A 13,165-nucleotide genomic window follows, 5' to 3' on the forward strand; every position below is an offset into this window, starting at 1 on the left:
CATCCGCGTCACGCGGCCCCAGGCGGCGCCTTTCAGACGGCGGGCGTGACGCGCCAGATGCGGTTGCCGGTGTCGTCCGTCACCAGCACGGCGCCGCGCGCGTCCTGGATCACGCCGACCGGCCGGCCGTGGGTCTCGCCCCGCTCCGGGTCAGGCATGAAGCCGGTCAGGAAGTCCTCCGCCAGACCGCTCGGCCGGCCCCCGGCGAAGGGGACGAAGGCGACGCGATAGCCGCTGAACGCGCTGCGGTTCCAGGAGCCGCGCTGCGCCACCAGGGCGCCGCCCCGGTAGCGTTCCGGCACCGCCGTGCCGCGCAGGAACTGCAGGCCGATGCAGGCCGTGTGGCTGCCCAGCGCGTAGTCCGGCGCGATGGCGGCGCGCACCAGGTCGGGCCGTTCATGCGCCATTCGGGGGTCGGGATGGCTGCCCCAGTAGCTGTAGGGCCACCCGTAGAAGCCGCCCTCGCGCACATGGGTGATATAATCCGGCACCAGGTTGTCGCCGATGTTGTCGCGCTCGTTCACCGCGGTCCAGAGCGCGCCGGTCACGGGCTCCCAGTCCATGCCATTGGGGTTGCGCAGGCCATGGGCGAAGATCCGCTGGCCGCCGCCGTCGGGATCGATCTCCAGGATCGCGGCGCGGCGCCGCTCCTCCTCCATGCCATACTCGCCATTGTTGCTGGCCGAGCCGACCGAGACGTAGAGGCGCCGCCCATCGGGACTGGCGATGATGTTGCGCGTCCAGTGGTTGTTGTAGCCGCCTGCGGGCAGGTCCAGGATGCGCTCGGCCCGGCTGCCGTCGATGCGCGTCTCGCCGGGCCGGAAGGGGAAGCGAAGCACGCCGTCCGTATTCGCCACGTAGAGCCGTCCCTCGCGATAGAGCATCCCGAAAGGCTGGTTCAGATCGGTCAGCAGCACGTGGCGCTCCGGCTGCCCGGTGCCATCCACGTCACGCAGGAGCGTGATCCGGTTGGCGCTGCCGCCGGTCACGGTGCCCGCGCGCTTCTGCTGTGCCTGCTGCTCCCGCTCCTCCGCCGTCCGGGCCGGCTTCGGCAGGGTACGCGCCTCGGCGACCAGAACGTCGCCATTCGGCAGGAGATGCATCCAGCGCGGGCTGTCGAGGTCGCGCGCATATTCGGTCACGGCGAAGCCTGGCGCGGCGCGCGGCGTCTTGCCCTCCGGCCAGCCGATCTGGCGGGAGAAGTTGCGTGTCTCGTGACGAAGATCGGGCGCCGGCAGGGCGGGAGCGCGGCCGATGCCGGCGGCAGGAACCTCCTGGGCCCCGGCCCTTCCGGCCAATAGGCCGCCGGCGCCGAGGGCCGAGGCCAGGATCAGCCGGCGCGAGGTGATGGGCATGGGCAACTCCCGTCTCAGACAGCGATGCCGCCTCAATCCTGCCCGGCAGGATAGGTTTCCGATATGTCATGTTTCATCATCCCCACGGCAACTCCCGCTTCTGGGGCCGCGTTGAGCGGGATGCCAGGCCATGGGGCGCCCTGACCCCGGCCAGGGCGCAACCGCTGAGGAGCAGCCGCATGAAGATCTGGAAGAAGCCTCGAATCGTCGAGATCCATACCGGCATGGAGATCAATTCCTACGCCGTTGCGGAGTGATCCGCGAGGGATGCGCTGGCTCGTGCTGGGCGCCGCGGCCGGTGGCGGGTTTCCCCAATGGAACTGCGCCTGTCCGAACTGCCGGGCGGCGCGGGCCGGTGATCCGCATCTCCGTCCGCGCAGTCAGTCCTCCCTGGCCATGGCCTTGCAGGGGGGGGACTGGCTGCTGGTGAATGCCGCGCCGGAGCTGCTGCAGCAGATCGCGCAGCAGCCTGTCCTGCATCCGAACAATCGGCAGCCGCGCCATAGTCCGCTCTCGCATGTTCTGCTCACGGGGGGCGAGATTGACCAGCTTGCCGGCCTGCTATCCCTGCGGGAGCGGCACGCCTTCGAGTTGCGGGCGACGCAGCGCGTCCTGGGCATTCTGGCGGAGAACCGCATCTTCGATGCACTATCCGGCGAATGCGTGACGCGCCGGCCACTGCCTCTGGAGGAGGTCTGGAACCTGCCCGGCGGAGCCCGCCTGCGACTCTTCGCCATCCCCGGCAAGCCGCCCCTCTACCTTGAGGCGCAGGCGGAGGCCGAGGCCGAGGACACCGTCGCGGTGGAGGTCGAGGCGCGGGATGGCCGGCGCGCCTACTACATTCCCGCCTGTCATGCCGTGACGGCGGCGCTGCGCGAACGGATTCAGGGGGCGGAACTCCTGCTCTTCGACGGCACGGTCTGGACCGACGACGAGATGGCGCGGGCCGGCGTCGGAAGCAGGACAGGGCGTCAGATGGGCCATCAGCCACTCTCGGGCGCCGACGGGTCGCTCGCCGCCTTGTCCGGCCTCGACATCGGCCGGAAGGTGCTGATCCATATCAACAACACCAACCCGGTGCTGCGCGAGGGCTCCCCCGAGCGGAACGAGGCGACGGCAGGAGGGTGGGAGATCGCGGAGGATGGCCTGGAGCTGTCATGGTGAGCCCGCTGCTGTCCCCGGAGGAGCTGGAGGTCGCGCTGCGCGCCATCGGCGCCGAGCGCTACCACAACCTGCATCCCTTCCATCGCCTGCTGCATGACGGGGCGTTGACCCGGGGCCAAGTGCAGGCCTGGGCGCTGAACAGATACTACTACCAGAGCCGCATCCCGCTGAAGGACGCCGCCTTCCTGTCCCGCGCCGAGGACCCGGCGCTGCGCCGCGTATGGCGGCAGCGGCTGGAGGATCATGACGGCGACGCGGACAACCCGGGCGGCATCCGACGCTGGCTGGCATTGACCGATGGCGTGGGGCTGGAGCGTGGCCAGGTGGAGGCCGGGACCGGCATCCTCCCGGCGACGCGCTTCGCCGTGGATGCCTATGTCCGCTTCGTTCGCGACCGCCCGCTTCTGGAGGCCGTCGCCTCCTCGCTGACGGAACTCTTCTCGCCCATCATCATCTCCGAACGCGTCGCCGGCATGTTGCGGCACTACGACTTCATCGACGCCGCGGCCCTGGACTATTTCTCGCACCGCATGGAGCAGGCGCCGCGCGATTCCGATTTTGCCCTGGACTATGTCCGCCGCGAGGCGAGAACGCCGGAGCAGCAGGCCCAGGTGCTGGAGGCCTTGCGCTTCAAGTGTGATGTCCTGTGGGCGCAGCTCGACGCCCTGCATCACGCCTATGTCGTGCCGGGCCTGATCCCGCCTGGCGGCTTCCGCCCGACGTGAGCGCGCCCCGCCTCTCGCCGCATGCGCGGCTGCATTATGACAGGCGCCGCGAGAGCTGGGTGCTGCTGGCGCCTGAACGCGTCCTGGTGCTGGACGACGTGGCCTACGCCATCCTGCGGCGGCTGGACGGACAGCACGATGTCGCGCGGCTCGCCGCCGCGCTGGCCGAGGAATACGACGCGCCGGCCTCCGCCATCGCCGAGGACGTTCGCGAGGTCCTGGAGGATTTGCGGCGGAAGGGGCTGGTGCAGCCGTGAACGTCCCAGGACCGCCCGCGATCCCGCCACCGCTGGGCCTGCTGGCCGAACTCACCCACCGCTGCCCGCTCGGGTGCCCCTACTGCTCCAACCCCGTGGACCTGGAGCGGCGGAACGCCGAACTCGACACGGCCACTTGGCAGCGGGTGCTGCGCGAGGCGGCGGCGCTCGGCGTGCTGCAACTGCATCTCTCGGGCGGCGAGCCGGCAGCGCGGCCGGATCTGGAGGCGATCACCGCCACGGCCACGGAAGTCGGCCTCTATGCCAATCTTATCACCTCCGGCGTGCTGCTGGACGCGGCACGGCTCAAGGCGCTTGCCGCCGCCGGCCTGCCGCATGTGCAGCTTTCCATCCAGCATGCCGATGCGCAGGCGGCGGACCGCATCGCGCGTTTCCGCGGCGCCCATGCACGCAAGCTCGCGCTCGCCGAGGCGGTACATGCCGCCGGCATGGCGCTCACCGTCAACGCCGTGCTGCACCGGGAGAACGTGGACGCGCTGGAGGCGATGATCGCCCTGGCCGAGCGGATGGGCGCCACGCGGCTGGAAGTCGCGCATACGCAGTATCATGGCTGGGCGCTGCGTAACCGCGCGGCCCTGATGCCGGACGCCTCGCAGGTCGCGCGGTCACGGCAGATCGTGGCCGGAGCGGAGCGGCGCCTGGCGGGTCGGATGGCGATCGACTTCGTCACGCCGGACTATCATGCCAGCCGGCCCAAGGCCTGCATGGGCGGCTGGGGGCGGCGCTTCCTCAACGTGACGCCGAGCGGCGCCGTGCTGCCCTGTCATGCCGCCGAAAGCATTCCCGGATTGTCCTTCGACCGTGTCACCGAGCGCAGCCTGGAGCAGATCTGGTATGGCTCGGCCGCCTTCAACCGCTTCCGCGGCACGGGATGGATGTCTGAGCCCTGCCGGAGCTGCGAGCGCCGCGAGCTGGACTGGGGCGGCTGCCGCTGTCAGGCGCTGGCGCTGACCGGCGACGCGGCGCGGACCGATCCCGCCTGCGCTCTCTCGCCGGACCGCCGCCGGCTGGACGAGGCGCTGGCCGTGATGCCGGCGGAGGGCTTCGCCTGGCGCCGGCCATGACGCGGGAGGCTCGGCGCCGCCTGGCGGCGCCCTCCGCCGCGCCGCGGCCGTGATCGAGCCGCCGCCCCGCGCGCCCGGGGGGGGGCGCGCGAGGGAGAGCTGCGGGAGGGCATGGACACCGGACGATCCGGTTCGTCGGTTCCGACGGCGAAGGCCGGCCCGTCCGCCTTTCAGACCCGCTCCAGCACCATGGCGATGCCCTGGCCGACGCCGATGCACATGGTGACCAGGGCGTAGCGGGCCCGGCGGTGGTGCAGTTCCGCCACCGCCGTCTGCACCAGTCGCGCGCCGGACATGCCGAGCGGGTGGCCGAGCGCGATGGCGCCGCCATTCGGGTTCACGTGCTCGGCGTCGTCCGGCAGGCCAAGGTCGCGCGTCACCGCCAGTGCCTGCGCGGCGAAGGCCTCGTTCAGCTCGATCACCTCGATCTCACCGAGCGAGAGGCCGGCCTTCTCCAGCACCTTGCGGGTGGCCGGCGCCGGGCCGAAGCCCATGATGCGCGGCGGCACCCCGGCCGTGGCGCTGGCCACCACGCGGGCGCGTGGCGTCAGCCCATGGCGCGCGGCGGCGTCCTCGCTGGCCAGCAGGATGGCGCAGGCCCCGTCGTTCACGCCCGAGGCATTGCCGGCGGTCACGCTGCCCCCCTCGCGGCGGAAGGGGGTGGGCAGGCGGGCCAGCGCCTCCAGCGTGGTCTCCGGGCGGGGGTGCTCGTCCTCGGACACGATCAGCGGCTCGCCCTTGCGGCGCCTGATCTCGACCGGGACGATCTCCTCGGCGAAGCGGCCGCGCAGCATGGCGGCCCGGGCACGCTGCTGGCTGCGGAAGGCGAAGGCGTCCTGGTCGGCGCGCGAGATCTGGAAGTCGGCGGCGACATTCTCCGCCGTCTCCGGCATCGAATCGACGCCGTAGCGCGCCTTCATCAGCGGGTTGACGAAGCGCCAGCCGATGGTGGTGTCATGGATCTCCGCCTGGCGGCCGAAGGCCTCCGCGCTCTTGCCCTGCACGAAGGGCGCGCGGGTCATGCTCTCGACGCCGCCGGCCAGCATGAGTTCCGCCTCGCCCGCCTTGATGGCACGGGCGGCGATGCCGGTGGCGTCCATGCCCGAGCCGCAGAGCCGGTTGACGGTGCTGCCGGGCACGCTGTCCGGCAGGCCGGCCAGCAGCAGGGCCATGCGCGCGACGTTGCGGTTGTCCTCGCCGGCCTGGTTGGCGCAGCCGAGCACGACGTCGTCCAGCGCGCCCCAGTCCAGCCCGGGGTGGCGCGCCACCAGCGCCCGGATCGGCACGGCGCCGAGATCGTCCGCGCGCACCGCGGCGAGCGCCCCGGCATAGCGGCCGATGGCGGTGCGCGCGGCGTCGCAGATGAAGGCCTCGGCCATCAGGCGGGCTCCCCCTGGCGCAGCGGCGCGTCGGTCCGGGCCTGCAGGTCGTCGAAACTCAGCCCCGGCGCCATCTCGACCACGGCGAAGCCCTGTTCCGTGACGTCCAGCACGGCGAGGTTGGTGTAGACCCGGCGCACCGAGCGCATCGCCGTCAGCGGATAGCCGCACTGGCGAACCAGCTTGGAACGGCCCTCCTTGGTCGTGTGCTCCATGATGACCCAGAGGTTCTTGGCGCCGGCGGCGAGGTCCATGGCGCCGCCCACGGCGGGGGCGGTGTCGTTGGCCGAGGTCGCCCAGTTGGCGATGTCGCCATTCTCCGCCACCTCGAAGGCGCCGAGCACGCAGAGGTCGAGATGCCCGCCGCGGATCATGGCGAAGCTGTCGGCGTGGTGCACATAGGCGCCGCCGCGGCGCAGCGTGACCAGCTGCTTGCCGGCATTGATCAGCCAGGGATCGGCATCCAGCTCACCGGGCGCCGGGCCCATGCCGAGCAGGCCGTTCTCGGAATGGAACACCACCTCGCGCTCCAGCGGCACGTAGTCGGCCACCATGGTCGGGATGCCGATGCCGAGGTTGACGTACCAACCTTCGGGAATGTCCCGCGCCAGGCGCCGCGCCATGTCCTTGCGCGACCAGGAAGTGAAGCTCGTCTCGCTCATGATGGCCTCCTCAGGCGACGGGATGGGTCAGGACGCGGTCGACGAAGATGCCGGGGGTCACGACATGCTCCGGGTCCAGCGTGCCGAGCGGCTCGATCAGGTCGACCTGGGCGATGGTGAGCTTCGCCGCCATGGCCATCACCGGGTTGAAGTTGCGGCCGGAGCGCCGGTAGGTGAGGTTGCCCCAGCGGTCGGCGCGGTGCGCCTGGACCAGCGCCACATCGCCCGGCAGGGCGTGCTCCAGCACGCAGGAGCGGCCGCCGAACTCGGCGGTGGGCTTGCCCTCGGTCAGCAGGGTGCCGTAGCCGGTCGGGGTGTAGAAGGCCGGCACGCCGGCGCCGGCGGCGCGCATGCGTTCGGCCAGCGTGCCCTGCGGCACGATCTCCAGCTCCAGCCGGCCCGCCTTATACAGCTCCTCGAAGACCACCGAGCCGGCGCTGCGCGGGAAGGAGCAGATGATCTTCCGCACGCGGCCGAGTTCCATCAGCCGCGCCAGGCCGACGCGCCCGGCGCCGGCGTTGTTGGCGACGACGGTGAGATCCTTGGCGCCCTGCTCGATCAGGCCGTCGATCAGCGCATCGGGCTGGCCGACCGAGCCGAAGCCGCCGACCAGGACTGTGGAGCCATCGACGATGCCCTGCATGGCCTCGGCCATGTCGCGGACGATCTTGTTGATCATGCGGGATTTTCCTGGTTGAGCATGGTTTCCTCCGCCGCCCGCTGTCAGCGCGGGCCGGTGCCATCCCGCGACACTAGGTCGGCCCTCCCACGCCCCGCAACGCCGTGCGCTATCCGCACAGGACCTTTCCGTGCCGGAAATCGGACCTGCCCGTGGAATTCGGACCTGCACGGTACTTTGTCGATGCATGAAACGAGATGGAGATGGTGCTGCCGCCGGGCACCCGCTTCGCGGTACTGAGGGTGCAGCAGGGCGTCACCAATGGCCTATGGGGCAAGGGTGTGGGAGCCTATGGCGTGTGATCGTCGACGTGATCGCATTGCCGCCCGAATGATGCCGCCCAAATGACCCTCCGCCGCACGAGGTCCTGCGATGTCTGATCGTCCGCCGCCCAATCCCGCTCCTGGCCCCGACCAGGGCCGCCCCGCTGGCACCGTCCCGGCCGAGGCGGCGCGTGCCACCGCCGCCGCGCTGCGCGAGGCTGCCCATCCCGGCTATCTCGGCGACCTCAAGGTGGTCGACGGGGTGCTACGCGACCTCGCGCAGGCCTATGTCGAGCGCGTCCGCCTCGCCCTCGAGCAGCCCGATCCGCCGGCCGCCGCGCACGCCGGGGTGCAGCGGAACATCGACGAGGCCACGCGGGTCTGGCGGATCTTCACCGGCCAGGACCCGGCCTTCCGGCCGACCCGCTTGCACAGCCGCGAGGCGATGGATGCGCACGTGCTGCGGCACCATGCGGGCGCCGACCGCCAAGCCCCGACGCTCATGGCGGTGGTCGATTTCATGACCGCGATCGGCGCCGCGGCCATGCATTCCGACGGCCAGGAGGCCAATGCCGAGGCGCAGATCGAGGACGCCTTCGCCACCTACACGCGCCTGTTCGCCGGCCTGCCGTCGGCGCTGCCCGAGGAGCCTCCCCCGTGACTGACGTCATCCCGCCTGACGACTCCCCCGCCGTCCGCGTCGACCTGCCGCAGAGCGCCGAGGCCGAGCTGATGAAGGCCGATACCAGCCTCCGCACCGTATGGGGCTGGGCCTCGGTCATCTCCGAGCATGGCCAGCCGGTGGTCGACCGTCGGGGCGATGTCATCAACGAGGTCAAGGTGCGCAAGGCCGCGCACGCCTTGTTCAGGACGTCCGCGTCGGCAAGGCCATGCATCAGGGCGTCGCGGTCACCGAGCTGGTGGAGTCGGTGGTCCTAACCGAATTTCGAGGAGGCCGAGGAATCCGCTTGACGCCGGCCAGGGGACAGCGTTTATTGCGACTAACTCGCAGTTGCAGCGAGGGCTGGCGGAAAGCGGTTACTACCGTCCCACCGCTCCGGATCCCGCACTACTCTCCCCGGGTCCGCCAGTCCTCGCTCGCAGCGGGAACCGATACCTGGCCTGCAGGGGAGGCCAGGTGTCGGGAGCGGGCCGGGGCGGAGCGCGTGTCACTATGCGAACCGCGCGCTCCAGGCTGGTGGCACCTGAAGGGGGACGCCATCCGCCAGACTTTCTTGCACGCGGGCAGGGCGTGCAGGTCCCGGTCCGCGCCCCCTTCCTTTTTTCAGGGAAGGCGGCGCGACCCTTTCTCCGGCGAGAATCCCCGGTCCACGCCGGCATGAGGCGCGGCCTCCAGGCTGCCCCCTTAGTGGAAGAGCGCCGGCGCGCCGATGGCCTCGCCCAGGATCTCGTCCTCACGCATCACCAGATGGCCGCGCACCAGCGTCATCACCGGCCAGCCGGTGCAGGACTGGCCGGCGAAGGGCGTCCAGCCGCAGGGCGAGACAATCCATCTCTCCTCGATGGTGCGGGTCTTGCGCAGGTCGACGATGGTGAAATCGGCATCGAAGCCGGCGGCCAGGCGGCCCTTGGTCACCGCGCCATAGACGCGCGCCGGGCCGGCGGCCATCAGGTCCACCATCCGGCCGAGGCTGAGGCGGCCGGCGTTCACGTGGTCCAGCATGATCGGCACCAGCGTCTGCACCCCGGTCAGCCCGGCGGCGGTGGCCGGCCAGGGCTTCTCCTTGTTGGCGCGGGAATGCGGCGCGTGATCGGAGCCGATGCAGTCCACCGTGCCATCGGCGACGGCGGCCCAGGCGGCCCGCATGTGCCGCTCGTCGCGGATCGGCGGGTTCATCACCGCGTAGCCGCCGAGCCGGTCATAGGCCTCGTCGGTCTGGCTGAGGTGGTTCACCAGCACCTCGACCGTGGCGACGTCGCGGAAGTCGCGCAGATAGGCCAGCTCCTCGGCCGTGGAGACATGCAGGATATGCGCCGGGCGGCCGGTCTCCCGCGCCAGCGCCATCAGGCGGCGGGTTCCGAGGAAGGCGCATTCCACATCGCGCCACTCGGCGTGCAGCCGGTGCGGGCCGCCGGCGGCATAGAGCGGCTTGCGCTCCTGCAGCCGGTACTCATCCTCCGAGTGGTAGCAGACGCGGCGGCGGCCGGAGCGCATCACCCGCTCCAGGCTGGCATCGTCCTCCACCAGGAGGTCGCCGGTGGAGGAGCCGGCGAAGACCTTCACGGCGCAGACATCCGGCTCCAGCTCCAGCGCCGCCAGCTCCGGGATGTTGGACTTGCCGGCGCCGACGTAGAAGCCGATGTCGCACCAGGACTTCCCCTGCGCATAGGCCCGCTTCTCCTCCAGCGCCTTCTGCGTGGTGATGGAGGGGGTGGTGTTCGGCATGTCGAAGACGGTGGCGATGCCGCCCAGCACGGCGGCGCGGGTTCCGGTCGGGATCGTCTCCACCGCCGGATCGCCGGGGTCGCGCAGATGCACATGCGGGTCGATCAGGCCGGGCAGGACATGCAGCCCGCGGCAGTCGATCTCGCGCTCCGCCGTGGCGCCGCCGAGCGCGCCGATCGCGGCGATCCGGCCGGCGCGCACGCCGATATCGGCCTCCGCCTCGCCCCAGGGCAGCACGCAGCGTCCGCCGCGCAGGATGAGATCATAGCTGGTCATGCGGAAAATCCTCTCGGGGGCGGTGGTCTCTGATCCTGTCTCTAGGCAGAATCCATCGCGGCGGCGACCCCTCGCGGGAGGGGAAGGGGCCAAGGGACAAGGAAGGGAGGCGGCAGGATGGCCAGGGCGACACCGGAACCAGGCTTCTCGGCACAGTTGCGCCAGCGCTGTGCCGCCGACTGGGAGGCAGCGACCGGACACCGCTTCGTGGAGGAACTGCTGGCCGGGCGGGTGGAGCCGGCGGTGATGCGCCGCTACCTGGTGCAGGACTACCAGTTCATCGACCGCTTCGTGGCGCTGCTGGGGGCCGCCATCGCCAGCGCCGATTCCTATGCCGCGCGGCTGCGCCTCTCGCGCTTCCTGGCGATGATCACCAGCGATGAGAACACCTATTTCCAGCGCGCCTTCGACGCGCTTGGCGTGCCGGCGGCGGAGCGCGACGCCCCGGCGCTGAGCGAGACGACGCGCAGCTTCCAGGCGCTGATGGGCGTGGCGGCGGAGAGCCGGTCCTATGCCCGCTGCCTGGCCGTGCTTTGCGTCGCCGAGTGGCTCTACCTGAGCTGGGCCAGCCGGCTGGAGGGGCCGCCGCCGCCCGACTTCGTCCATGCCGAATGGATCGCCCTGCACGCGAACGAGGCCTTCCGCGACTTCGTGGGCTGGCTGCGTGGCGAGCTGGACCGGGTCGGGCCGGCGGAGGCGGATGTCTGCCTCGCCCTGTTCCGCCGCGCCGTGGCCCTGGAGCGGCGGTTCTTCGACGACCTCTATGGCGAAGGCGGGGCCGCGCCACCCCGCCCGGCCTGACGCCTCCCCTTTCCGCCGTACCTCTTCTGTTCCATATCTGCCGGATGGCCAAGTCCCCGAACCGCTTCGTCTGCCAGAACTGCGGCACCCTGGCGCCGCGCTGGCAGGGCCGCTGCGACACCTGCGGCGAATGGAACACCATCGTCGAGGAGCAGCCGGAGGTCCGCGCCCCCGGCCCGGCCGGCAAGTCGGGCGGCGGGCGGAAGCTGGAGTTCGTCGGGCTGAAGGGCCGCGCGGCGCCGCCGCCGCGCACGGTGAGCGGCATGGCGGAGCTGGACCGGGTGCTGGGCGGCGGCTTCGTGCCGGGCTCGGTCGTGCTGGTGGGCGGAGATCCGGGCATCGGCAAGTCCACCATCCTGCTGCAGGCGGCGGCGCGCATCGCCGCGGCGGGCCGGCGCGTGCTCTATGTCTCGGGCGAGGAGGCGATCGACCAGGTGCGGCTGCGCGCCCTGCGGCTGGGCCTGGCCGAGAGCCCGCTGGGCCTCGCCGCCTCCACCAGCCTGCGCGATATCGCGGCCAGCCTGGAGGAGGAGCGTGACGCCACGCTGGTGATCGTCGATTCGATCCAGACGGTCTGGCTCGACAGCCTCGATTCGGCGCCCGGCACGGTCAGCCAGGTGCGCGCCTGCGCCGCCGAGCTGACGCGCCTGGCCAAGACCCGCAACTTCGCGGTCGTGCTGGTCGGCCATGTCACCAAGGAGGGCACGCTGGCCGGTCCCCGCGTTCTGGAGCACATGGTCGATGCCACCCTCTACTTCGAGGGCGACCGGGGGCACCAGTTCCGCATCCTGCGAGCGGTGAAGAACCGTTTCGGCGCGACCGACGAGATCGGCGTCTTCGAGATGACCGACAAGGGGCTCATGGAGGTGGCCAACCCCTCGGCCCTGTTCCTGGCCGAGCGGCGCGGCAACATCTCCGGCAGCGCCGTCTTCGCCGGCATGGAGGGCACCCGCCCGGTGCTGGTGGAGATCCAGGCGCTGCTCTCGCCCTCGGCCTCCGGCGGCTCGCCCCGGCGGCAGGTGGTGGGCTGGGATTCCGGGCGGCTGGCCATGCTGATGGCGGTGCTGGAGAGCCGGTGCCGCGTCAGCCTCGGCCAGAACGACGTCTACCTGAACATCGCCGGCGGGCTGCGCATCAACGAGCCGGCGGCCGATCTGGCGGTGGCCGCCGCGCTGGTCTCCGCCGCCACCGACCGGCCGACCGATCCGGACCAGGTCTTCTTCGGCGAGGTCGGGCTCTCGGGCGAGGTGCGGCAGGTGGCGCAGACCGATCTCCGCCTGCGCGAGGCCGCGAAGCTCGGCTTCGCCGGCGCCACCCTGCCCCGCCGCGTGGCGCGGGGGGGGCGGGCCCCGGGCAAGGGCCCGGAGGGGCTGCGGCTCGACGAGGTCGGGCATCTGGCGGATCTGGTGGCCCCGATCGCCGCGGCGGCGGCGGGCCAGGCCGGGGCGGCGCGGGCCGGGGCGGCGCGGGCCGGGGCGGAGGCTCCGCCGGAAGGGCCAGAGGAAGAGTGACAGCCGGACAGGGCTTGGCTATAGGCTGGCGCCGATGACCTGGGTGGACGGCATTGTCCTCGCGGTGCTCGCCCTCTCGGCGCTCATCGCCTTCTTTCGCGGGCTGGTGCAGGAGGTGCTGGGCGTCGGCGCCTGGGCCGGCGCCGTGCTCTTCGCGCTCTACATGCTGCCCGGCACCGGGCCGCTGGTGAAGACCTGGGTCGAGCCGGACTGGCTGGCCGAGATCATCGCGCTCGGCGGTATCTTCCTGGTTGCCCTCGTGGTGCTCAAGCTGATGATCGGCTGGTTCGCCGGCAGGGTGCGGGCTTCCGTGCTCGGGGGTCTGGACCGCGCCCTCGGCATGGTCTTCGGTCTCGCGCGGGGTGCTTTCCTGGTCGTCCTCGCCTATATCGTCGGCGGGCTGTTGCTTCCCGCTGTCGATCGCTGGCCGGAGCCGGTGCGCGACGCACGGACCCTACCCCTGGTGGCGGATGGCGCCGGGACGCTTGTCTCGTGGCTTCCGCCGGAGTATCGCCCGCGACTTCCCGATTTGCCGCAGCGCAGCATCCCCGGCATGGACGAGCTGCTGCGGCCCCCGGCGCGAGGCCGGTAGCGAGGACAC

General features: G+C 71.4%; 15 protein-coding genes. 10 read left to right on the forward strand and 5 right to left on the reverse strand.

Annotated elements, in window-relative coordinates:
• Positions 1-32: 32 nt before the first annotated feature.
• The gene (locus D9598_RS07805; RefSeq protein WP_232477016.1) at positions 33-1,355 is read right to left on the reverse strand and encodes a sorbosone dehydrogenase family protein; all 1,323 of its coding nucleotides are present in this window, start codon (positions 1,353-1,355) and stop codon (positions 33-35) included.
• A 68-nt stretch (positions 1,356-1,423) separates the two neighbouring features.
• On the opposite strand from D9598_RS07805, the gene pqqA reads away from it, so the two are divergent.
• Genes pqqA through pqqE form a run of 5 tightly spaced genes read left to right on the forward strand, consistent with a single transcriptional unit; the run spans position 1,424 to position 4,586 of the window.
• Entirely contained in the window at positions 1,424-1,612 is a 189-nt protein-coding gene (pqqA, locus tag D9598_RS07810) for a pyrroloquinoline quinone precursor peptide PqqA (protein ID WP_198365892.1), read from the forward strand.
• 10 nt (positions 1,613-1,622) lie between these two features.
• Positions 1,623-2,519, forward strand: a complete 897-nt coding sequence (gene pqqB, locus D9598_RS07815; protein WP_198365893.1) for a pyrroloquinoline quinone biosynthesis protein PqqB — start codon at positions 1,623-1,625, stop codon at positions 2,517-2,519.
• Positions 2,516-3,244, forward strand: coding sequence for a pyrroloquinoline-quinone synthase PqqC (gene pqqC / locus D9598_RS07820; protein ID WP_198365894.1), 729 nt, complete (start codon positions 2,516-2,518; stop codon positions 3,242-3,244). The genes pqqB and pqqC overlap by 4 nt, the downstream gene beginning before the upstream one ends.
• Positions 3,241-3,501, forward strand: coding sequence for a pyrroloquinoline quinone biosynthesis peptide chaperone PqqD (gene pqqD, locus D9598_RS07825; RefSeq protein ID WP_198365895.1), 261 nt, complete (start codon positions 3,241-3,243; stop codon positions 3,499-3,501). The genes pqqC and pqqD overlap by 4 nt, the downstream gene beginning before the upstream one ends.
• Positions 3,498-4,586 carry a pyrroloquinoline quinone biosynthesis protein PqqE gene (gene pqqE, locus D9598_RS07830; protein ID WP_198365896.1) on the forward strand — a complete coding sequence of 363 codons (1,089 nt, stop codon included), beginning with the start codon at positions 3,498-3,500 and terminating at the stop codon, positions 4,584-4,586. The genes pqqD and pqqE overlap by 4 nt, the downstream gene beginning before the upstream one ends.
• A gap of 170 nt (positions 4,587-4,756) precedes the next feature.
• Here the strand turns inward: pqqE and pcaF are convergent, their stop codons facing one another.
• Genes pcaF through D9598_RS07845 form a run of 3 tightly spaced genes read right to left on the reverse strand, consistent with a single transcriptional unit; the run spans position 4,757 to position 7,306 of the window.
• The gene (gene pcaF / locus D9598_RS07835) at positions 4,757-5,965 is read right to left on the reverse strand and encodes a 3-oxoadipyl-CoA thiolase (RefSeq protein ID WP_198365897.1); all 1,209 of its coding nucleotides are present in this window, start codon (positions 5,963-5,965) and stop codon (positions 4,757-4,759) included.
• Positions 5,965-6,627, reverse strand: a complete 663-nt coding sequence (locus D9598_RS07840; RefSeq protein WP_198365898.1) for a 3-oxoacid CoA-transferase subunit B — start codon at positions 6,625-6,627, stop codon at positions 5,965-5,967. The genes pcaF and D9598_RS07840 overlap by 1 nt, the downstream gene beginning before the upstream one ends.
• A 10-nt stretch (positions 6,628-6,637) precedes the next feature.
• Positions 6,638-7,306, reverse strand: a complete 669-nt coding sequence (locus tag D9598_RS07845; RefSeq protein WP_198365899.1) for a 3-oxoacid CoA-transferase subunit A — start codon at positions 7,304-7,306, stop codon at positions 6,638-6,640.
• A gap of 372 nt (positions 7,307-7,678) precedes the next feature.
• Between D9598_RS07845 and D9598_RS07850 the strand changes: the two genes are divergently transcribed.
• Both D9598_RS07850 and D9598_RS07855 read left to right on the forward strand, forming a co-directional pair.
• Entirely contained in the window at positions 7,679-8,230 is a 552-nt protein-coding gene (locus tag D9598_RS07850) for a hypothetical protein (RefSeq protein WP_198365900.1), read from the forward strand.
• Positions 8,227-8,508, forward strand: coding sequence for a hypothetical protein (locus D9598_RS07855; RefSeq protein WP_198365901.1), 282 nt, complete (start codon positions 8,227-8,229; stop codon positions 8,506-8,508). Before D9598_RS07850 ends, D9598_RS07855 begins: the two co-directional genes overlap by 4 nt.
• Positions 8,509-8,935: 427 nt before the next feature.
• On the opposite strand, the gene D9598_RS07860 is transcribed toward D9598_RS07855, so the two are convergent.
• Complete coding sequence (locus D9598_RS07860; RefSeq protein ID WP_198365902.1) at positions 8,936-10,252, reverse strand: dihydroorotase; 1,317 nt, start codon at positions 10,250-10,252, stop codon at positions 8,936-8,938.
• A 117-nt stretch (positions 10,253-10,369) separates the two neighbouring features.
• On the opposite strand from D9598_RS07860, the gene D9598_RS07865 reads away from it, so the two are divergent.
• Genes D9598_RS07865 through D9598_RS07875 form a run of 3 tightly spaced genes read left to right on the forward strand, consistent with a single transcriptional unit; the run spans position 10,370 to position 13,156 of the window.
• A complete protein-coding gene (locus D9598_RS07865) occupies positions 10,370-11,053 on the forward strand; it encodes a TenA family protein (RefSeq protein ID WP_198365903.1) in 684 nt (227 codons plus the stop codon).
• 44 nt (positions 11,054-11,097) lie between these two features.
• Positions 11,098-12,564 (forward strand): DNA repair protein RadA, encoded by a 1,467-nt coding sequence (gene radA / locus D9598_RS07870; RefSeq protein WP_198365904.1) that lies wholly within the window; start codon positions 11,098-11,100, stop codon positions 12,562-12,564.
• A 34-nt stretch (positions 12,565-12,598) separates the two neighbouring features.
• Complete coding sequence (locus tag D9598_RS07875; protein WP_198365905.1) at positions 12,599-13,156, forward strand: CvpA family protein; 558 nt, start codon at positions 12,599-12,601, stop codon at positions 13,154-13,156.
• Positions 13,157-13,165: the final 9 nt, after the last annotated feature.

Origin of the sequence: Roseomonas sp. KE0001, assembly GCF_016107285.1 — a bacterium.
GTDB lineage: Bacteria > Pseudomonadota > Alphaproteobacteria > Acetobacterales > Acetobacteraceae > Pseudoroseomonas.

What these genes read in the sequence shown, in the direction of transcription:
- D9598_RS07840 (WP_198365898.1), bottom strand. Translation starts at nt 6,627, where the DNA reads ATGAGCGAGACGAGCTTCACTTCCTGGTCGCGCAAGGACATGGCGCGG.
- D9598_RS07875 (WP_198365905.1), top strand. Translation starts at nt 12,599, where the DNA reads ATGACCTGGGTGGACGGCATTGTCCTCGCGGTGCTCGCCCTCTCGGCG.
- pqqB (WP_198365893.1), top strand. Translation starts at nt 1,623, where the DNA reads ATGCGCTGGCTCGTGCTGGGCGCCGCGGCCGGTGGCGGGTTTCCCCAA.
- D9598_RS07860 (WP_198365902.1), bottom strand. Translation starts at nt 10,252, where the DNA reads ATGACCAGCTATGATCTCATCCTGCGCGGCGGACGCTGCGTGCTGCCC.
- D9598_RS07850 (WP_198365900.1), top strand. Translation starts at nt 7,679, where the DNA reads ATGTCTGATCGTCCGCCGCCCAATCCCGCTCCTGGCCCCGACCAGGGC.
- D9598_RS07805 (WP_232477016.1), bottom strand. Translation starts at nt 1,355, where the DNA reads ATGCCCATCACCTCGCGCCGGCTGATCCTGGCCTCGGCCCTCGGCGCC.
- radA (WP_198365904.1), top strand. Translation starts at nt 11,098, where the DNA reads ATGGCCAAGTCCCCGAACCGCTTCGTCTGCCAGAACTGCGGCACCCTG.
- D9598_RS07845 (WP_198365899.1), bottom strand. Translation starts at nt 7,306, where the DNA reads ATGATCAACAAGATCGTCCGCGACATGGCCGAGGCCATGCAGGGCATC.
- pqqA (WP_198365892.1), top strand. Translation starts at nt 1,424, where the DNA reads ATGTTTCATCATCCCCACGGCAACTCCCGCTTCTGGGGCCGCGTTGAG.
- pcaF (WP_198365897.1), bottom strand. Translation starts at nt 5,965, where the DNA reads ATGGCCGAGGCCTTCATCTGCGACGCCGCGCGCACCGCCATCGGCCGC.
- D9598_RS07865 (WP_198365903.1), top strand. Translation starts at nt 10,370, where the DNA reads ATGGCCAGGGCGACACCGGAACCAGGCTTCTCGGCACAGTTGCGCCAG.